17 protein-coding genes are annotated in these 18899 nt (G+C 65.1%); 6 read left to right on the forward strand and 11 right to left on the reverse strand.

What is annotated here, in order from left to right:
* Positions 1 to 21 precede the first annotated feature (21 nt).
* The 8 genes from IQ35_RS00805 to IQ35_RS00840 are packed head-to-tail and all read right to left on the reverse strand — an operon-like array spanning position 22 to position 8060.
* The gene (locus IQ35_RS00805) at positions 22 to 1230 is read right to left on the reverse strand and encodes a class I SAM-dependent RNA methyltransferase (RefSeq protein ID WP_021246494.1); all 1209 of its coding nucleotides are present in this window, start codon (positions 1228 to 1230) and stop codon (positions 22 to 24) included.
* Positions 1227 to 2615 carry an NAD(P)H-hydrate dehydratase gene (locus tag IQ35_RS00810; RefSeq protein WP_184204850.1) on the reverse strand — a complete coding sequence of 463 codons (1389 nt, stop codon included), beginning with the start codon at positions 2613 to 2615 and terminating at the stop codon, positions 1227 to 1229. Before IQ35_RS00810 ends, IQ35_RS00805 begins: the two co-directional genes overlap by 4 nt.
* Positions 2616 to 2617: 2 nt before the next feature.
* A complete protein-coding gene (locus IQ35_RS00815; RefSeq protein ID WP_031291995.1) occupies positions 2618 to 2986 on the reverse strand; it encodes a hypothetical protein in 369 nt (122 codons plus the stop codon).
* Entirely contained in the window at positions 2967 to 3170 is a 204-nt protein-coding gene (locus IQ35_RS00820; RefSeq protein ID WP_021246491.1) for a hypothetical protein, read from the reverse strand. The genes IQ35_RS00815 and IQ35_RS00820 overlap by 20 nt, the downstream gene beginning before the upstream one ends.
* Positions 3167 to 3883 carry an N-formylglutamate amidohydrolase gene (locus IQ35_RS00825; protein WP_021246490.1) on the reverse strand — a complete coding sequence of 239 codons (717 nt, stop codon included), beginning with the start codon at positions 3881 to 3883 and terminating at the stop codon, positions 3167 to 3169. Before IQ35_RS00825 ends, IQ35_RS00820 begins: the two co-directional genes overlap by 4 nt.
* Complete coding sequence (locus tag IQ35_RS00830) at positions 3880 to 4776, reverse strand: 4-(cytidine 5'-diphospho)-2-C-methyl-D-erythritol kinase (protein WP_145071622.1); 897 nt, start codon at positions 4774 to 4776, stop codon at positions 3880 to 3882. The genes IQ35_RS00825 and IQ35_RS00830 overlap by 4 nt, the downstream gene beginning before the upstream one ends.
* The gene (locus IQ35_RS00835; RefSeq protein ID WP_145071859.1) at positions 4763 to 6388 is read right to left on the reverse strand and encodes a tetratricopeptide repeat protein; all 1626 of its coding nucleotides are present in this window, start codon (positions 6386 to 6388) and stop codon (positions 4763 to 4765) included. Before IQ35_RS00835 ends, IQ35_RS00830 begins: the two co-directional genes overlap by 14 nt.
* Positions 6389 to 6407: 19 nt before the next feature.
* On the reverse strand, positions 6408 to 8060 hold the full coding sequence (locus IQ35_RS00840; protein WP_021246487.1) for an electron transfer flavoprotein-ubiquinone oxidoreductase: 1653 nt from the start codon (positions 8058 to 8060) through the stop codon (positions 6408 to 6410).
* Positions 8061 to 8211: 151 nt separating this feature from the next.
* Here IQ35_RS00840 and IQ35_RS00845 point away from each other — a divergent pair, with 151 nt between their 5' ends.
* Genes IQ35_RS00845 through moaB form a run of 3 tightly spaced genes read left to right on the forward strand, consistent with a single transcriptional unit; the run spans position 8212 to position 11202 of the window.
* Positions 8212 to 8904, forward strand: coding sequence for a uracil-DNA glycosylase family protein (locus tag IQ35_RS00845; protein ID WP_021246486.1), 693 nt, complete (start codon positions 8212 to 8214; stop codon positions 8902 to 8904).
* Complete coding sequence (locus IQ35_RS00850) at positions 8901 to 10673, forward strand: lytic transglycosylase domain-containing protein (protein WP_145071624.1); 1773 nt, start codon at positions 8901 to 8903, stop codon at positions 10671 to 10673. Before IQ35_RS00845 ends, IQ35_RS00850 begins: the two co-directional genes overlap by 4 nt.
* Position 10674: 1 nt before the next feature.
* On the forward strand, positions 10675 to 11202 hold the full coding sequence (moaB, locus tag IQ35_RS00855; RefSeq protein WP_145071626.1) for a molybdenum cofactor biosynthesis protein B: 528 nt from the start codon (positions 10675 to 10677) through the stop codon (positions 11200 to 11202).
* A 13-nt stretch (positions 11203 to 11215) separates the two neighbouring features.
* On the opposite strand, the gene IQ35_RS00860 is transcribed toward moaB, so the two are convergent.
* The gene (locus IQ35_RS00860) at positions 11216 to 11740 is read right to left on the reverse strand and encodes a YbjN domain-containing protein (protein ID WP_145071628.1); all 525 of its coding nucleotides are present in this window, start codon (positions 11738 to 11740) and stop codon (positions 11216 to 11218) included.
* An 82-nt stretch (positions 11741 to 11822) separates the two neighbouring features.
* On the opposite strand from IQ35_RS00860, the gene IQ35_RS00865 reads away from it, so the two are divergent.
* Positions 11823 to 12890: a PA0069 family radical SAM protein gene (locus tag IQ35_RS00865; RefSeq protein WP_021246482.1), complete on the forward strand. Its 1068-nt coding sequence runs from the start codon at positions 11823 to 11825 to the stop codon at positions 12888 to 12890.
* A 132-nt stretch (positions 12891 to 13022) separates the two neighbouring features.
* Positions 13023 to 13514 carry a flavin reductase family protein gene (locus IQ35_RS00870; RefSeq protein WP_021246481.1) on the forward strand — a complete coding sequence of 164 codons (492 nt, stop codon included), beginning with the start codon at positions 13023 to 13025 and terminating at the stop codon, positions 13512 to 13514.
* Between the two features lie 10 nt (positions 13515 to 13524).
* Here the strand turns inward: IQ35_RS00870 and IQ35_RS00875 are convergent, their stop codons facing one another.
* A complete protein-coding gene (locus tag IQ35_RS00875; RefSeq protein WP_145071630.1) occupies positions 13525 to 14127 on the reverse strand; it encodes a TetR/AcrR family transcriptional regulator in 603 nt (200 codons plus the stop codon).
* 309 nt (positions 14128 to 14436) lie between these two features.
* Between IQ35_RS00875 and IQ35_RS00880 the strand changes: the two genes are divergently transcribed.
* A complete protein-coding gene (locus IQ35_RS00880; RefSeq protein ID WP_021246478.1) occupies positions 14437 to 15024 on the forward strand; it encodes a malonic semialdehyde reductase in 588 nt (195 codons plus the stop codon).
* 227 nt (positions 15025 to 15251) lie between these two features.
* Here IQ35_RS00880 and dnaE read toward each other — a convergent pair whose 3' ends face one another.
* Complete coding sequence (gene dnaE, locus IQ35_RS00885; RefSeq protein ID WP_145071632.1) at positions 15252 to 18785, reverse strand: DNA polymerase III subunit alpha; 3534 nt, start codon at positions 18783 to 18785, stop codon at positions 15252 to 15254.
* Between the last annotated feature and the right edge of the window lie 114 nt (positions 18786 to 18899).

Below are 18899 nucleotides of genomic sequence, written 5' to 3' on the forward strand. Positions count from 1 at the left end.
CCCCCCGCGGCGAGGGACATTTCATAGGCGGCGGAAAATGCCGACCAGCTCCACATGGGTCGACCAGCGGAACTGCCCCACCGGCTTCACGCTTTCCAGCCTGTATCCGCCCGCGACCATATGCGCGGCATCGCGCGCGAAGCTCGCCGGATTGCAGGATACATAGGCGACGGTCGCCACCCTTGCGGCGGCAAGCTGCATAACCTGCTCGCGAGCCCCCGCGCGCGGCGGGTCGATGATGATCGCGGCGAAGCGCTCCAGTTCCTGCGGCGTCAGAGGTCGGCGGAACAGGTCGCGATGATCCGCCGCCAGCTTACGCTGCGTCCTTCCCGCCGCCGCCTTGAGCGACAGGATCAGGTCGCGCGCCGCCTCCGCCGCATATACCGGGCGACCTTCTCCCACACCCAGCGCGAAGGTGCCAAGGCCGCAAAACAGATCGGCGATGGCGCCCTGCGGCGGCAGGGCCGCGCGCACGGCCTGCGCCAATGCCGCCTCGCCATCGGGAGTCGCCTGGAGAAAGGCGAAGGGCGGGAACCCGACCGCCACGCCGCCGAAGCTGACTGTCACAGGATCGGGTTCCCAGCGCGTTTCCGGGCCGTCCCCTTGATCTATCGCCAGCCGGGCGAGGCGGTTCACGGCGGCGAAATCGCGCAGCGCCTCATCGGCCGTCAAACCTTGGGGGGCGACCCCTTCCAGCAAAAGGTCGATTCCCTGATCCACGATCGACATGCGGACATGCGCCGCGCCCTTCGCCGGCAGGATGTCCGCCAGGAGCCGCCGGAGCGGAGCCAGGAGGGCAAATAGTCGCGCGTCCAGCACCTCGCACATCGTCAGGTCGATCAGGCGATGGCTCCCCGCTTCGGCGAAACCGATAGCGACCTGCCTGCCTTGCCGGATCGCGCGCAACGATGCCCTGCGGCGGGTGCGCGGCGGCGAAATATGGGGCGGCAGGACCATGTCCGGCGCAATTCCCTGTCCCGCCAGCGCGCCCGTGACCCGCATGGCGACGAAGCCGGCATAGCTCTCCTCATCCACATGCTGCAATTCGCAGCCGCCACAGGCCGGGAAATGCGCGCAGGGCGGATCGGCATGATGCGGACCGAATGCCACGCCTCCATCCGCGTCGATCCGGTCGCCCGGCGCGGCGAGAGGGATATGGCGTCCATCGCCGGTTACGCCATCGCCCTTGGCGGCGATGCGGACGATAAGGTCTTTGTCTTGGTCAGTCACAAGCGGCGGGCAATAGCGGCAGGAAGCCTTTCGATCAAATCATCCGCGATAAAGGCGGCACCCGCCTGCCGCGCCGCTTCGCCATGCAACCATACCGCCTCGCAGGCCGCCCGGAACGGGTCGCCCGTCACCGCAAACCTGCCTGCTGCCAGCCCCGCCAGCACATCGCCGGTCCCCGCCGTGGAAAGCCAAAACGACCCGCGGCTTGCAACGGCCGCCTTTCCGTCCGGCGCGGCGATGACGGTATCGGCCCCTTTATAGACGAGGACACAGCGCGACCGCTGCGCCGCTGCCAGCGCCTTGTCGATCTTGCTTCCCGGCACATCCCCGAACAGGCGCGCGAATTCGCCTTCATGCGGCGTCAGGATCGCTCCGGCGGGGAGTTGATCTGGCCCCTTGTCGGCCAGCAAGGTCAGCGCATCGGCATCCAGCACCAACCGATGCTCGCTTTCCAGCACCGCCTCCAGCCGCTCCCACGCGCCATCGTCCCGGCCCAGGCCCGGCCCTGCCAGAACCGCCGACAGCCGCTTGTCCTCAAGGGCTTTTGCCACGTCCGCGACCTTCATGGCGGCAGAGGTGATGATCGCGTCCGGCCCGCGCCCATCCGCATCCGGCACGATCCTCCGCACCGCTCCCGCCCCGGATCGCGCGGCCGCCCGGCTGGCGAGCAGGCCGGCTCCCGCCATGCCTCCGCCGATCACCGCCACTAGGCCCCGGCTATATTTATGGGCGTCGGAAGCAGGTGCATCCAAATGCGGCGGCGCAAGGCTGTGCAGCGGGGATGAGGGCGCAATGCCGATGTCGACCGAAACCAGCCGCTCGAACCTGTCCGCCGCCGGATAAAGCAGATGCGCGGGCTTCAACGCGCCCAGCGCGATGCAGACGCCAAAGCGCGGCACCGGCGACAGCAGCCTGCCGCTGTCCGTTTCCACTCCGCTCGGCAGATCGACCGCGTACCTATGGTTGGCTCTCCCGACGAGCCGTTCCAATGACGCAGCAACCGCATCCGCCAGCCCCCGCGTCAAGCCGGTGCCGAACAGCGCATCCACCAATTGCGCCGCCGGTTTGGCCTGATGCAGCGCCTCCACAGGACCATCCCACCTCGCCCGGGCGCGAAGGCTGGAGGCGGTCCCGCTCTCTCCCAGCGCGGCGACGCGCACCGGCACGCCCTTTGCCCGCAATATCCGCGCGATGACGAAGCCATCCCCGCCATTATTGCCCGGACCGCACAGGACCAACGTGTCGCGCGATCCGCCCGCCCGCCACACGATCTCGGCAGCGGTGGCGCCCGCGCGCTCCATCAGATCATATTCGGGCACGCCCGATGCGATGGCCGCCTGCTCGGCCGCCCGCATCGCGGCGGCTGTCAGAACGGGCGCGCCCATCGTCAGCGCGAAACGCCCGCGATGGTGGCGGGCAGGCGATAGCGGGCGTCGCCCACCGTCACGTCGATCTGACGATCTCCGGCAATATCGATCGTCGCCTGTTCCGCGCCATCGGCAGGGACAAGGCCGCGCCCATCCTTGACGATATGGAAACGGCGAAAGCCCCCATCGGCATGGCGCAATGTCAGCACCTCGCCTTTGCGTTCGGCCACGCAATCGCGCGTCCAGTCCGTCTTTGCCCCGATGGCGCATTCGATCCTGCCGCCATCGGTTCCGGCCGCTCCGGCGTCCGGCCCCTGCTTCCCGCAAGCGGCAAGGGCGAAGCACATCAGCCCCGCCCCGATCAAACCATCAGATATCCGCATAAACATGGGTTTCGGCCTTTGCTTCGGGATGTGTCACCGCTCCCTTGTAGGCCGGACCGGCATTCTGTGCATAGCGCCACAATGCATCCGCCTGATAATCATTCTGGCGCGGTTGCCAGTTCTTGCGCCGTTCGTATGACGCATAAAACCGACCCTTCTTGCGGCGGCTCTTCCAAAAAGAGCAATTCACGCAAGTCTGTTACGGCATTCAAGCGCAATTTGTCCCAATATTTCCGCAAACCGGCGCTGACCCGCAGCCTCGCCAACCAGATCCTGTCGCATTTCCACGCCCAGATAGGGGATGCCATTGGCTTCGGCATGGCGGTTCATGGTCGCGTTGAGCAGCTTGCCCGAATAGGGGAGCTGATCGCCGACCTTGAGACCCGCCGTCTCCAGCAGGGGAATGGCGATCCGGGCCGCGCGGTCGTCCTCATTATAAAGGACGCCGATGTCCCAGGGCCGCTGCTGGCCGGGATCGCTAACGAGATGGGGCGTGAAGCTGTGCACCGACAGGATGAAAGGCGACGTCATGCCATCCAGCAAGCGGCCGATCCGGTGATGATAGGGATGGTGGAACCGCATCATGCGCTCGGCCAGATCCACGTCGCGATTGCCCGGAATGACATGGCCGTCGCTCATCACCGGGAGCAATCCGGGCGCGTCGTCTTCCCGATTGAGGTCTATCACCAGACGGGACACCCCGCCCAGGATTGCCGTGCAGCCCAATTGCCGCGCGATCGTCCCGCTCACCTCCGCCACGCCGATGTCGACGGCGATATGGTCCTTGAGCAGGACGGGATCGATATCGAGATCGATATCGTCCGGCACATGCGCGGAAGCATGGTCCGCGACGACAAGGATATCGAGGCCGCCGCCGTCGATCTGGGTAAATGCCTCGCTCATGCCGTCCTGATCCGCGTTTCCATGATCCACCATAGAGGATGGTCCGCGCGCAAGGTTCGCGCGGCCGCCCGCATGTCGGCCTGCGCATCGAACAGCGCGAAGCAGGTGGCGCCCGACCCCGACATGCGGGCAAGAACCTGGCCTTCGCATCGGGCCAATCGCGAGAGCACATCCGCGATTGCCGGCGCCTGCCCAATCGCCGCCGCCTCGAGGTCGTTGCGTCCGTCCGCGCGAAGCTGCCTCACAGTATCGGCGGCCAACGCGCCCCGATCCATTCCGTCCCATCCGGCAAAGACCCGCCCCGTCGAAAGCGCCACGCCCGGATTGACCAGCAACAGCGGCCGCCCGGCCAATCCGGGCAGATCGTGATCCGCCAGCAATTCGCCGCGTCCCCGGACCAGCCGGGTGGTGCTGGCGAGGCAGGCCGGAACGTCCGACCCGATTTCCAGGGCGAGCTTTTCCAGCGGGGCCGGTTCGATCCTGACGTCCCAGAGCCGGACCAGCAGCCTTAGCGCCGCCGCGGCATCCGCCGATCCTCCACCGATGCCCGATGCGACGGGCAGGTTCTTGGTCAGGCGCAACGCGGCTCCGGCGCGCGTTCCCAGATGACCGCGAAGCGCCGTCGCCGCTTTCAGGACGAGATTATCCTCACCGTCTCCGACCTGCGCGCCGAACGGCCCATCGACCCGGAGTGTGATCGATCCGTCATCGGCGAGGCCGCCCTCCAGGCGGTCGCCGTCCTGGGCGAAGGCGAACAGACTTTCCAGCGCATGATAGCCGTCGGGCCGGCGCCCGCGCACATGCAGGGCCAGATTGACCTTCGCATAAGCTGTTTCAACGGCTTGCACGCCCCTGTCCCTGTCCTGCATCACATCCGGTTCAAGGCGCGGCATATTCGGGCCTCATCCCTTCTCTCGCCTTCGCGTCCAGCCGCTCCGCCGCCGCGCCATCGGCGGACACCGCCGCGGCACGCCAGGCATAGCGCGCTTCATATCGACGCCCCGCCGCCCACAGGGCATCGCCCAGATGCTCGTGGATCGTGACGTCGGCCGGCGCGCCCGCCGCCGCCCTTTCGAGGATCGGGACCGCCGCTTTCACATCCCCCGCGATGAACTGCGCCCATCCCAGCGAATCGGTGATCGAAGGATCGTCGGGTTTCAGGGTGCTGGCTTTTTTAAGCAGCGCCAGCGCCTCATCCACATTCTGCCGCCGCTCGATCTGCGCATAGCCCAGATAATTCAATATCAACGGCTCGTCAGGGGCGATCTTCGCCGCGCGTTCCAGCACGGCGCGCGCTTCGTCCCAACGCGCGCCCTGCTCCAGAGCGCTGCCTTCGAACAGCAGCAGCGCCCAGGGAACGGCATCGTCCGGATACCGATGCTGAGCGGCGCGAAATGCCTCCGCCGCGCCGTGGAAATCCCCCGCATCCGCCAGCAATCGACCCAATCGCACGAAGCGCTCCGCCTCGGCGTTCGGCTTTTCCGCCAGGGATCGCGCCAGAGCGATCGCGGCCTCCGCCTGCCCTGCCCCATCCAGCGCGTCGACCTGTTCCGCCTGCGCCAATGCGCCGTGATATGCGTCCGGCTGCACCTTGCGCGCCTCGGCAAGGGCCAGGAGCGGCTTCCCGTTTTCGGTCAGCATCCGCGCCGCCACGATCCGGCTTTCCGCCCCCGGATCGGCGAAGGCCGCGATACGGGCCAGCCGGACCGCGACGATCCGGCCGCCTTCCATCGCATCCGCGTCGATGGCCAGCCGCGCCAGCAATCGTCCAAAGCCCTGCGCGGGCGTCAGCGGCGCCCCTTCCCGGCGCAGTTTCCTGCTCCTGCCGCGCAGGATATCCGCCCGCGCCAGGGCGAAATTGGCTTCATCATCGGGCAAAAGGGCAAGCGCCTGCTCGACCGCTCGCCGATTGGCGAGTTGCGCGGCGAAAGTCAGGCGCAAGGCATCCTGATCGCGGATACGCGTGGCGAGGGCGGCACGAATGGCGGGAAGCGCGGCCTGCACATCGCCACCGGCCAGCGCCTGCAATGCGACCTGTTCATCCAGATAACGCCGCACAAGCGCCGCGAAACGATCCTGTGCGACGATGATGGGCGGAACAGGATTGCCTTCGCCCAGCGCGATCCAGCTCCTTACAAGCGGAGCGAGGAAAGCGAAATTGCCTTCGTCCGCCATTCGGTCGGTCCACGTCCGCGCCGCCGCCCAATCCTTCCGGTTGAGCGCGTCGGCGATCTGCAACAAGGTTCCGTCGCGCGGCAGAAGGCCTTCCCCATCCAGCAATCGGGCGGAACGGAGAGCCAGGGGAAAGTCGCCGCTTTCCAGCGCCTGAAGGTAGGATCGCCGCGCGATGGCGGGACTCGCCGGATCGTCCTCCAGCGCGAGCCGGTAATTGGCGACCGCCAGGGGAGACGCGCCATCCCCATCGGCAAGCCGCGCGCGCGCATAGGCATGAAGCGCGCTATCCGGCGCCACCGACGCCTCGACGGCGACCGGCAGCGCCAGCAGTCCCAAAGCGACGATGGGCCTACATATTGGGATAGTTCGGCCCTCCGCCGCCTTCCGGCACGACCCAGTTGATGTTCTGGGTCGGGTCCTTGATGTCGCAGGTCTTGCAATGGACGCAGTTCTGCGCGTTGATCTGGAAACGCGGATTGCCTTCTTCCTGACCGACCACTTCATACACGCCCGCCGGGCAATAACGCTGCGCCGGTTCGTCATACATGGGCAGGTTGTAGCTGATCGGGATCGACGGGTCTTTCAACTGGAGGTGAACCGGCTGATCCTCCTCATGATTGGTGTTCGACAGGAACACCGAAGACAGGCGGTCGAAGCTGATGACGCCGTCGGGCTTGGGATAGTCGATCTTCCGGCAGGAATCCTTGGGCCAGATTTTATCGCAATCCCGCTTGTGCTTCATCGTGAAAGGCAGACCGATCTTGAGCGTCCGCATCCACATGTCGATCCCGGCAAGCAGCGTGCCGATGGTGTTGCCGAATTTCGACAGCAGCGGCTCGGCATTCTTGACCAGTTGCAGCTCGGTCGCGACCCAGCTCGACCGCAGACGATCCTCATAGTCGTGCAGCACGTCGCGGGCGCGTTCGTTCTGGATCGCCTCGAACGCGGCTTCGGCGGCCAACATGCCCGACTTCATCGCGGTATGGGTGCCCTTGATGCGCGGCACGTTCACGAAGCCCGCCGTGCAGCCGATCAGCGCGCCGCCGGGGAAGACCAGCTTGGGGATCGACTGCCAGCCGCCCTCGTTGATCGCGCGCGCGCCATAAGAAACGCGGCGGCCGCCTTCCAGATATTTACGAATCGCCGGATGCTGCTTCCAACGCTGGAATTCCTCGAACGGGTAGAGATAGGGGTTGCGGTAGCCAAGGCCGACCACGAAGCCCAATGCCACCTGGCCATTGGCCTGATGATAGAGGAAACCCCCGCCATAGGCGTCCGTCAACGGCCAGCCCTGCGTGTGGATGACCAGTCCCGGCTTGTGCTTGGCGGGATCGATGTCCCACAATTCCTTCATGCCAAGGCCATAGACCTGCGGCTCGCTGCCAGCGTCCAGATCGAACTGGCGCTTCAATATCTTGGTCAGGTGGCCGCGCGCGCCTTCGGCGAAGAAGGTGTATTTCGCGTGCAGCTCCAGCCCCGGCTGATAATCCGCCTTGCGGTTGCCTTCGCGGTCGATGCCCATGTCGCCGGTTGCGACGCCCTTCACGCTGCCATCCTCATTATAGAGGATTTCCGCCGCCGCGAAGCCGGGGAATATCTCCACGCCCAGCCCTTCGGCCTGCTCCGCCAGCCAGCGGCAGAGGTTGCCCAGCGACCCGGTATAGGTGCCCTTGTTGTGCATCCAGCCCGGCGTCAGGATGTGCGGCATCGCCATCTTGCCGCCCTTGGTCAGGAACCAGTGCTGGTTGTCCGTCACCGGCACCTGCGCCAGCGAACAGCCCTGATCGCGCCATTCGGGCAGAAGCTCGTCCAGCGCCTTAGGGTCGATCACGGCGCCGGACAGGATGTGGGCGCCGATTTCGGACCCTTTCTCCAGCACGCATACCGACAGTTCCTGCCCCGCATCGTTCGCAAGCTGCTTCAGCCGGATCGCCGCCGACAGGCCAGCGGGTCCACCGCCGACGATGACGACGTCATAGGGCATCGATTCCCGTTCGCTCATAGTCCCTCCATATGGCATACCGGTTGGCTTCCCTCTCCCATCCGGTCGCCGCATTACTCCAACATTCTGACATTAAGCGCGATGAAGATTCTTGACCACGCCGTCAACCTCTGGCCCTAGAAGAACTATGCGGGGTGCATTGCAGATTAACTTGTCGGCGGCGGCTGACGCCTATCTGGCGTGGTGGGCGCAGGCGGGCGTGGATGGCGCGGTGAGCGAGGCGCCGGTCAACTGGCTGCGCCCGGCGCCGCCAAAGCCTGCCACGATGCCCGCCGCTCCGGTCGCGGCCCTGCCCGCGACGCTGCAGGAATTCCATCAATGGCTGGCGCAGGATGCCGGACAGCCCGAACGCCGCTGGGCCTCCGCGCCGATCCTGCCTTCGGGACCCGCGCACGCGCCGCTGATGATCGTCACCGACATGCCCGATCCCGCCGACGTGGTCGCCAATGCCCTGTTCGCCGATCGCGCCGGATCGCTGTTCGACGCCATGCTGCGCGCGGCGGGTTTCGACCGCGCGGGCGTGTATGTCGCCTCGCTTTTCTCCGCCCGCCCGCCCGGCGGCATGGTGGAAGCTGCCGATATCGACCACGCGACCTGGAGGATGCGGACCCATGTGGCCCTTGCCGCGCCCCAAAGGCTGCTGCTGCTCGGCGATCGGACGGGCCGTGCGCTATTGCCGCCCGGCGGTGGGGATGAGGGCAATGGTTTACGATTCTTTAACCATGATGGCGGCAATGTGCCCGTCGTCGCCACATTCCATCCGCGCCTCCTGCTCAGCCAGCCCGCGGCGAAGGCGGAATGCTGGCGTGCCCTGCAAAGCCTGATCGAGGAAAGCCGTTCGTGATTCGCGCCGTAGCCCTGTCTCCCATTGCCTTGCTGATCGGGGCATTCCTTTCTCCGGCGCAGGCGGACACCGCCGCGATGCCAACGGCCATTCCGGCGCGGGCGGCCAGTCCCTTCACCCTCACCGATGGCGACAAGGCGCGCTACAGCGCCATCTTCACGGCCATTCGCGATCAGAAATGGGCAGAGGCCAGGGCCATGGCCCTCGCCCTGGACGATCGGGACGCCATGCGCCCGGTCGCCCTGTCCGAACTGTTCCTGGCGAAGGACTCGCCGCGCGTCGAGCTGTTCGAGCTGCTCGACCTGCTCAACAAGGCGCCCTGGCTGCCCCGCGCCGACCAGCTTTCCCGCCTGGCGCAAAGACGCGGCGCCACCATCCTTCCCGACCTGCCGCAGATCCAGAAGCTCGTCTGGCTGGGTTCCGCGCCCCGCCGCGAATATGTGCGCGCGACGAAGACGGACGTGCTGGCGCAGGCTCTGGCGAGCCGCATCCAGGGCTATGTCAAAAATGACGATCCCATCGGGGCGGAAGGCTTGCTGGCGACCGGCGAGGCGGGCCTGACGCCGGAAGGTCTGACCGAAGTGCGCCAGCGCGTCGCCTGGGCCTATTATATCGAAAATGACGACAGCAATGCGCGCCGCATGGCCGCAAAGGCGCTGGAAGCGCGCTCGGGCGGCGACTGGACGGTCCAGGCGCACTGGACCGCGGGCCTTGCCGCCTGGCGTCAGAATGACTGCACCGCCGCCGCGCCTTCCTTCGCCAATGTCGCCGCGCTGGCGGGCAATGCGGACATGCGCGCCGCTGGAGCCTATTGGGCCGCGCGCGCCTATATGGTCTGCGGCCAGCCCGAAAAGGTCGAAAACCTGCTCAAGGTGGCGGCCCGCTCCGACGAAACCTTCTACGGCCTCCTGTCCCGCGAGACATTGGGGCTGCCGCTGGGCGGCGCGGCGGCCGGCGCGCATTTCGGCGATGCGGAATGGCAGCAGCTCAGCGTCAGCCCCAACGCCCGCGCCGCCATCGTCTTCGCCGCCATCGGCCAGTCCGGCAAGGCCGACGAAGCGCTGCGCTATCAGGCGAAGCTGGGCGGCGCCGCGCAATATGATGCGCTGCTGCGGCTTGCAGGCTCCCTCAACCTTCCCGCGACGCAGCTCTGGCTCGCCCATAACGGCCCCGCCGGAAAGCAGCCGGAAAGCTTCGCCCGCTTCCCCGTCCCGGACTGGAAGCCCGACGGCGGATGGCGCGTCGATCCCGCGCTGGTCTTCGCCCATACGCTCCAGGAATCCGGCTTTCGCGCGGACGCCGTCAGTTCGGCGGGCGCGCGCGGCCTGATGCAGGTGCTCCCCGGCACCGGCAGCGACATGGGCCTCACATCGGCGGCGCAGCTGTTCGTGCCGTCCACCAACATGGAATATGGCCAGCGCTATCTGGAAACCTTGCGCGACATGGGCGCGACGGGCGGGCTGCTGCCCAAGGTCATGGCCGCCTATAATGCGGGGCCGTTGCCCGTTCAGCGGTGGAATGTCCAGGTGAAGGACAATGGCGACCCGCTGCTGTTCATGGAATCGCTGCCCTATTATGAAACCCGCGCCTATGTGAACATCGTCATGCGGAACTACTGGATGTATCAGATCCAGGCGAAGGGGAAAGCGGACTGCCTGACCGGCATGGCGCAGGGCCTGTGGCCGACCTTCCCCGGCGCGAAGGGCAGCCGCCTCGTCCGCCTGTCGCGCGCCGGCGGGCAGAGCAGCGTCGCGGGCGGCAGCGACTGAGATGCCGATCGACGAAAGCCGGACCTTCCAGCCGGTCCGCATCGCCGTCCTCACCGTTTCCGACAGCCGGACCCTGGCCGAGGACCGCTCCGGTGACACATTGGCCGGGCGGATCGAGGGGGCGGGCCATATCCTCGCCGACCGGCATATCGAACGGGACGAGCGCTCCGCCATCGTGGCGCGGCTGCACGCCTGGATCGACGATCCGCAGGTCGACTGCATCATCACCACCGGCGGCACCGGCGTCACCGGGCGCGACGTGACGCCCGAAGCGCTGGCGCAAGTGCAGGACAAGGAAATCCCCGGCTTCGGCGAGCTTTTCCGCTGGCTCAGCTATCAGACCATCGGCACGTCGACCATTCAGTCGCGCGCGACCGCCTGCGTGGCGCGCGGCACTTATATCTTCGCGCTGCCCGGATCGACGGGAGCGGTCGGGGATGCCTGGGACGGCATCCTCGCCAGCCAGTTGGACAGCCGTTTCCGTCCCTGCAATTTCGTCGAATTGATGCCGCGCCTCAACGAACGCTGATCGCGGCGCGCAATCAGGATTCCTTGACCGCGGCCACGGGCGCGGGGTTCTCCTTGAAGAACTTGCTCAGTTCGCCCAGCATCAGCGCCCACCAGTCGACCACATCGGCGAAATTCTTCGCATTGAGGCCGCCGATGGTCGCCACATCATAGCTCACCACCAGCGACTTGTCGTCGGATACCGCCATCTGGGTGAAGCGCTTGTTGCTGTTCCACTTGTTCGCAAGTTCGAGCGTGTTGGCGCCGTCATCCTCGAAACTGATCTGGAACTGAATCGACCCGCATTTCTTGCCGTCTTCGCATTCATAGAAGAAGATCGAATAATTGTAACCGTTGGCCGCGCTTTCGATCATGGGGTTGCCGGTCGTCTCGCTCTTCAACAGGACCGCCTTGTAGCCCGCCGCCTGCACGGCGTCGGCCACCGATCGCGGATTGCTCGCGCACACCATGCCCTTGCCGCATGGTTCTTCGTCCAGGGCGAAGGCGGGCAGGGAAAAGGCGGCGGCCGCAAGGGCCAGGCTGGTCACGATAAAGCGCATCTGATGTCCTTCACTGGTTCGCCGCCCTGTGCCTTCGATGATAGGGGATTGTCAATTCGTTCATGATATGTTCTAATTCGCCATGGTCAGCGAAAAGGGTAGAGGCGCAACGCGGAACGAAGCGAGCGGACGCTTCAACCTGCCTCGGCGGGAGGCTGATGGAGACTGGCTCGATGCGCTGGGCGATATCGATGGCCCCGTTCCGCGCCGCGGTACGACAGTGACCGTAGAGCGCGCGCGGCGCATCATAAGCCGAAACAGTTCGCCGGACATCGCATTCAGCCAGTCCATCAACGCCTATCGCGGCTGCGAGCATGGCTGCATCTATTGCTTCGCGAGGCCCACCCACGCCTATCACGACCTCTCGCCAGGACTGGACTTCGAAACCCGTCTCTTCGCCAAGCCCGATGCCGCCAGCCTGCTGCGCGAGGAACTGTCGCGGAGCGGTTATACGGTCGCTCCCATCGCCATGGGCACCAACACCGATCCCTATCAGCCGATTGAAGGGGATTGGCGAATCACGCGCCAATGCCTTGAGGTGCTGGCCCAATGTCGCCATCCTCTGTTCATCACCACCAAATCGAACCGCATCCTGAGGGACATCGACCTGCTGTCGGACATGGCGCGCGACCGGCTGGTGTCCGTGGCCCTTTCGATAACATCGCTCGACCCGATGGTAGCGCGGACGCTTGAACCCAGAGCGCCCCATCCCCTGCGCCGGATAGAAGCGATCCGCCAGCTTGCGGAGGCGGGCATCCCGGTCCTTGCAAGCGTTTCGCCTGTCGTTCCGGGCATCACCGATCATGAGATCGAGCTGATCATAGGGCGGGTGGCCGAAGCCGGGGCACGCGAGGCCAGCTATATTCCGATCCGCCTTCCGCACGAAGTGGCGCCGTTGTTCAGGGCGTGGCTGGACGAACATTATCCGGACCGCGCCGCGAAGGTAATGTCCATCATCCGCGACATGCGCGGCGGACGCGACAATGATCCCGATTTCGGGACGCGCATGCGCGGTCAGGGCGTATGGGCCGACCTGATCCGCGCCCGTTTCGTAAAGGCAAGGAAGCGTGCAGGCTTCACAGGGGAACGGCTGACGGTCAGAACCGACCTTTTCCGGCCGCCGGAAGGACCGCAAATGCGGCTTTTCTAAGAGCGATCGACATTTCCGCGCGGAGACGCGAAGACGCGGAAAGCGCAATCCGGATCGCAAAGAAGCTATTTGAGGAACCCGGCATTTAGTCCATGGGGATTGCCGCTGTCGCTTGATTGAGGAAAGGCACCCATGACCAATCTTACAGATGACTTCAAACAGGCGATGCGCCGCCTTGCCACCACCATCGCCATCGTCACCGCCGGCAAGGGCGACGAGTGCACCGGCATGGCCGCGACGGCCGTGATGTCCGTCACCGCCGATCCGCCGACGCTCATCGTCGCGGTGAACCGTAACGCCAGCATCGCGCCGATCCTCACCGATGAAGAGGAATTCTGCGTCAACCTGCTCGCCGCCCGGCATCAGGGGCTGGTCAGCGTCTTCAGCGGCCAGAAGAAGGGACGCGAGCGTTTCGAAACCGGGGACTGGCGGCTCAACCCCGACGGTCCGCCGGTCCTGGGCGATGCGGTCGCCAGCATGATGTGCCGCAAGTCCGGCGCGTTCGAAGTGTCGACGCACATCCTCTACACCGGCGAAGTCACCGGCATCGTGAACCATCCGGAAATCGATCCGCTGGTCTGGGTCGATGGCACCTTCGCCTCGGCGGCGCGCCTCAAGGACTGAAGCGCCGTCCTCACATGCCTGCGCGCGCGGGGTCATATCGGACGGCGTTCAGCGCCAGCCGGGCGATCCCGGACGCGATGTCCTCGGGCGTCGGCCGTCCTTCGGGGCGATACCAGCGATGGACCCAGTGCACCATGTCGCTGATCGCCATGGACGCCAGCGCAGGATCCTCGACGTCGAACACCCCCTGCCTGGCCCCTTCGCGCAACAGGTCGGCCAGTTTCACATCGAACATATGGAACTGTTCGCGGACCTTCCGCCGGGTTTCCTCGGACAGGTGCTTTTCCTCGTTCAGGAAGATGGCGGTCATGTTCGCGCTTTTGAGATTTTGCAGGACATAGAATTCCACCAGCGCGGCGAGTTGCGCGGCCGGCGGACGATCGACCGCGAATACGCCTTCCACGCCGGTCAGGAACAACTGGCTGATGCGTTCGAAGATCGCTTCGAGCAAGGCATGTTTATTTTCGAAATAAGTATAGATGAAGGGTTTCGTGACGTGCAACTGCTTGGCGATCATATCGATGCTGACGCTCTGGAAACCGCGTTCGGCAAAAAGGGGAACGGCTTCCTGCAATATCCGCTCCCTCTTGAACTCGAAGACTTCATCCCTCATGCTTCAATCTCTGCCCCCTGTATGACCCACAACTGATCGCATGCCGCCATCCTGCGCCCGGCGACGAACGATGATGGTTGAGCGCCCTCCCGTCACCGCACCATCCGCGCTAATCTTTTCCATCGCAATAATTCTTTTCTCTACGCGGCTGAGCCGCAAACGTTGCGGCTGATCGCGCCTCCGAAGGGGGGGTGGGGCATCGATCGTTTTTCATGCGGTCCATCGCCTTTATCGCCACGGCCCCTATCCTTGCGCCGGCTCCCACGGCTAAGAGGGGCGCCGTCCTTCCCAAGGCAGGAGAAACCAGCCATGCCCGATCAGCTTGATGATGCCACGCTTTCCCAGCTTTTCCTTTCCGCCCGCTCGCGCAACCAGTGGCGCAAGGAAGTGCTGCCCGACAGCATCTGGCGCCGGATTTACGATCTGCTGAAAATGGGTCCGACCTCGGCCAATGTGTCGCCTGCCCGCTTCGTCTTCTGCACCAGCGCGGAAGCCAAGGCCCGCGCCGCCAAACATATGTCGGCGGCCAACGCCGCCAAGAGCGTGGACGCGCCCGCCATCGTCATCATCGCGCAGGATCTCGACTTCGCGAAGAAGATCCCCGAACTCTTTCCGCACAATCCCGGCGCGCAGCACTGGTTCGGCGACGAAAAGGTGAAGCAGGAAACCGCTTTCCGCAACGCGACCTTGCAAGGCGGCTATCTGATGCTGGCGGCGCGGGCGCTGGGCCTGGATTGCGGGCCGATGTCGGGCTTCGACAATGCGGCGGTGGACGCGGATTTCTTCGCGGGGACTAAGATCCAGTCCAACTTCCTCTGCACATTGGGCCATGGCATCGACGAACCCTTCGACCGCCTCCCCCGCCTCAAGTTCGAGGACGCCTGCCAGATTCTCTGATCGCGCGGCGACCGAATGGAAAAAGCCCGGCTTTTCCAGGAAAGCCGGGCTTTTTAGCGGCTATGATATGGTTGGTTAGCGGACATTCCCCCCCTCCCGGTCGTCATGCCCGCAAAAGCCGGCATCTCTCTTTCTTAGGGCGCAACCAAGCCTAAATGAGATCCCAGCTTTCGCTGGATGACGGAAGTTGAATGTCCGTAACTGGCCATTTCCCGCCACCCGCATATCTAACCAACCAGTCGCAACCCCGGCCGCCGGTTGCGCGCCCTGTAACCGTCCGCCTTCGGCTCCATCCGCTCGAAGGCATGAATCGCAAGCCCCGGAATCAGCGCAATCGCGTCCACCTGATCCGCGCCGATGGCATAGTCGTCGCCCAGGAAAATCCGCGCCGCCTTTCCGTCCCGCACCGGCGCGCGCAGGAACACCTCGCTCCGTCCGCCTCGCGCCCGCGACAATAGTTGCGCCAGTGCCGCCACGCCCATCGGGTCGCTGGCATCCACGGTCAATTCCATCCGCGACGCATTGGCAAGCTGCCGGAAAGGTTCGACGCCCCGGACCGTGACGCGCGGCGTTTCCTCACCCGGCAGCCGATCCAGTTCCACCATCAACAGTGCGCAATCGCCTTCCCGCGCCATGTCCTCGATGGCCTTGCACGCATCCTCGTCGAAGCAGCTCGCCTGAAACTGCCCGCTATTGTCGGAGAAGGTCGCGGCCGCATAGCGCGCCCCGCGCTTCGTCTCGCGCCAGCGCACATCCTCGACCATCGCCGCCATCACGCCATTGATGCGCCCGCCTTCGGCCACCGGCTCCGAACAGATCGCGCCGTAGCTTTTCGCCCCGCGCGCATCGGCCAGATGCCGGTAACGATCCACCGGATGCGCCGAAAAATAGAAGCCGAACGCCTCCTTCTCCTGCGCCATGCGGTCCGCCGTGGACCATGTCTGATGCGGCGGGATGCGGACGTCGGCATGGGGCGTCTCCTCCCCGCCGAACAATCCGCCCTGCCCGCTCGCCCGCGCCTCGGCATTGCTCGCCGCCACGGTCAGGATCGTCTCCGCCGCCGCATGAACTCCCGCGCGATCGGCATGGATGTCGTCGAACGCCCCCGCCGCCGCAAGGCTTTCCAATTGCCGCCGGTTGAGCATCCGCGGCTCGATCCGGTCGGCGAAATCGTCGAGCGACTGGAAAGGCCCTCGCGCCTCCCGTTCCTCGACTAGCTGTTCCATCGCCTTCTCGCCCACGCCCTTGAGGCCGCCCAGCGCATAGCGCACCGCAAAGCCCAGACGCGGATCGTCGCCCTCAACCTCCACCGCCTCGACCGAGAAATCCGCCTCGCTCCGGTTGATGTCAGGCGCCAGGCAGGTCAGCCCCATGCGCCGCATATCGTCCACGAACACAGTGAGCTTGTCGGTCAGGTGGATATCGAACGCCATCGACCCGGCATAGAACTCCGCCGGATAATGCGCCTTGAGCCACGCCGTCTGATAGGCGAGCAAGGCATAAGCCGCCGCATGGCTCTTGTTGAAACCGTAACCCGCGAACTTGTCGATCAAGTCGAACAGCTCATTGGCCTTGGCGGGCTTGATGTCGCTCCTGGCGCAGCCCTCCACGAAGCGGGCGCGCTGCGCGTCCATCTCCGCCTTGATTTTCTTGCCCATGGCGCGGCGCAGCAGGTCCGCGTCGCCCAGCGAGTAGCCCGCCAATATCTGCGCGGCCTGCATCACCTGTTCCTGATAGACGAAGATGCCGTAGGTTTCTTCGAGAATCGGTTTCAGGAGAATATGAGGATATTCAATCTCTTCCTGCCCGTTCTTGCGACGGCCGAACATCGGGATATTGTCCATCGGGCCGGGGCGATAGAGCGACACCAGCGCGATGATGTCGCCGAAATTGGTCGGACGGACGGCGGCAAGGGTTTTCCGCATCCCCTCCGATTCCAACTGGAACACGCCTACCGTGTCGCCGCGCTGGAGCAGGTCGTAGACCGCCGGATCGTCCCAGCTCAGGCCGTCGAGATCGACTTCCACGCCCCGCGCGGCCAGCAACTGCACGGCTTTCTGCAACACCGACAGCGTCTTGAGGCCGAGAAAGTCGAACTTCACCAGCCCCGCCCCTTCGACATATTTCATGTCGAATTGCGTCACCGGCATGTCGGATCGCGGATCGCGATAGAGCGGAACAAGCTGGCTGAGCGGCCTGTCCCCGATCACCACGCCCGCCGCATGGGTCGAGCTATGGCGCGGAAAGCCCTCCAGCTTCATCGCATAGTCGATCAGGCGCTTGACCTGATTGTCATTGTCATATTCCGCCCGGAACTCCGCCACGCCGTTCAGGGATCGTTCCAGCGTCCAGGGATCGGTCGGATGGTTGGGCACCAGCTTCGCCAGCCGGTCCACCTGCCCATAGCTCATCTGGAGCACGCGCCCCGTATCCTTGAGCACCGCGCGCGCCTTCAACTTTCCGAAGGTGATGATCTGCGCCACATGGTCCGCGCCATATTTATTCTGGACGTAACGGATCACCTCGCCGCGCCGCGTTTCGCAGAAGTCGATGTCGAAGTCCGGCATCGACACGCGTTCCGGGTTCAGGAAGCGTTCGAACAGCAGGCCAAGCTGCAACGGGTCGAGGTCCGTGATCGTCAGCGCCCAGGCCACCACCGACCCCGCGCCCGATCCGCGCCCCGGTCCCACCGGAATGTCATGCGACTTCGCCCATTTGATGAAATCGGCAACGATCAGGAAGTAACCGGGAAAGCCCATCTGGACGATGATGTCCGTCTCGAACGTCAGCCGATCGAAATAGGGCTTGCGCGCTTCCTCGTCGACGATGCCCAGTTTCTCAAGCCGCGCCTCCAGCCCCGCACTCGCCTGTTCGCGCAGCATCCGCGCCTCACCCTCGATATCGCCCGCGAGGCTGGGGAGGATCGGCTTGCGCTTGGGCGCGGCCACCGCGCAGCGCTGCGCCACGACCAGCGTGTTCGCCAGCGCTTCGGGCAAATCCTCGAACAGCCGCTTCATCTCGGCCGCCGGCTTCATCCAGGCATCGGGCGAACTGGTCCGCCGGTCGGGCGTCTCCACATAGGCGCTGTCGGCGATGCACAGCATCACGTCGTGCGCCTCATGGAAATGCGGCTCGGCAAAGCAGGTCGGGTTGGTCGCCACCAACGGCAGATCGCGCGCATAGGCCATGTCGAGCAGATCCGGCTCCGCCTTGCCCTCCACGGGGTCCAGCCGCCGGCAAATTTCGACATAGAGCCGGTCGGGGAACAGCGCCTCCAGCCGTTCGACATAGGCGAGCGCCGCATCCGGCTGGTCTTCCGCGAACAGGCGGGCAATAGCACCCTCGCCCCCTGCCGTCAGCGCGATCAGGCCATCCGTCCGCCCTTCCATCGCCTCCAGCGTGACATGCGGCACCTCTTCCACCGGCCGGTCGAGATGCGCCATCGACACCAAAGCGCAGAGATTGTCATAGCCCTTGGCATCCTGGGCGTAGAGCGTGAGCCAGTCATGCACCGCAGGCGCATTGAGCGGCCGCCCCGGCCGCTGCACGCCCAGCATCGCGCCGATGATCGGCTGCACCCCTTCGCTCTTGCAGGCGTCGGAAAAAGCCATGGACCCGTAAAGCCCGTTCCGGTCCGTGATCGCCGCCGCCGGAAAGCCCAGCGCCTTGGCTTGCTTGGCGATCTTCTTGGGATCGATCGCTCCTTCCAGCATGGTGAAGGACGACAATATGCGAAGGGGAACGAAACCGGCGTGAGGCATCGCGGCATTATGCACCCTCCCCGATTCGATGCCAGCCCTCATCATCGAAAGCTGGGGATAATTAAGGCAGATAGCGCTTGCGTTATGCATCCGAAATTGATCCTATCCCCGTAA

It is taken from the genome of Sphingobium wenxiniae (assembly GCF_007830065.1).
GTDB lineage: Bacteria > Pseudomonadota > Alphaproteobacteria > Sphingomonadales > Sphingomonadaceae > Sphingobium > Sphingobium wenxiniae.

Excerpts from the sequence above, each read along its gene's own strand:
- dnaE (WP_145071632.1), bottom strand. The coding sequence starts at position 18,785 with ATGCCTCACGCCGGTTTCGTTCCCCTTCGCATATTGTCGTCCTTCACC.
- IQ35_RS00815 (WP_031291995.1), bottom strand. The coding sequence starts at position 2,986 with ATGTTTATGCGGATATCTGATGGTTTGATCGGGGCGGGGCTGATGTGC.
- IQ35_RS00860 (WP_145071628.1), bottom strand. The coding sequence starts at position 11,740 with ATGCGCTTTATCGTGACCAGCCTGGCCCTTGCGGCCGCCGCCTTTTCC.
- IQ35_RS00880 (WP_021246478.1), top strand. The coding sequence starts at position 14,437 with ATGCCCGATCAGCTTGATGATGCCACGCTTTCCCAGCTTTTCCTTTCC.
- IQ35_RS00870 (WP_021246481.1), top strand. The coding sequence starts at position 13,023 with ATGACCAATCTTACAGATGACTTCAAACAGGCGATGCGCCGCCTTGCC.
- moaB (WP_145071626.1), top strand. The coding sequence starts at position 10,675 with ATGCCGATCGACGAAAGCCGGACCTTCCAGCCGGTCCGCATCGCCGTC.
- IQ35_RS00830 (WP_145071622.1), bottom strand. The coding sequence starts at position 4,776 with ATGCCGCGCCTTGAACCGGATGTGATGCAGGACAGGGACAGGGGCGTG.
- IQ35_RS00825 (WP_021246490.1), bottom strand. The coding sequence starts at position 3,883 with ATGAGCGAGGCATTTACCCAGATCGACGGCGGCGGCCTCGATATCCTT.
- IQ35_RS00840 (WP_021246487.1), bottom strand. The coding sequence starts at position 8,060 with ATGAGCGAACGGGAATCGATGCCCTATGACGTCGTCATCGTCGGCGGT.
- IQ35_RS00810 (WP_184204850.1), bottom strand. The coding sequence starts at position 2,615 with ATGGGCGCGCCCGTTCTGACAGCCGCCGCGATGCGGGCGGCCGAGCAG.
- IQ35_RS00865 (WP_021246482.1), top strand. The coding sequence starts at position 11,823 with ATGGTCAGCGAAAAGGGTAGAGGCGCAACGCGGAACGAAGCGAGCGGA.
- IQ35_RS00875 (WP_145071630.1), bottom strand. The coding sequence starts at position 14,127 with ATGAGGGATGAAGTCTTCGAGTTCAAGAGGGAGCGGATATTGCAGGAA.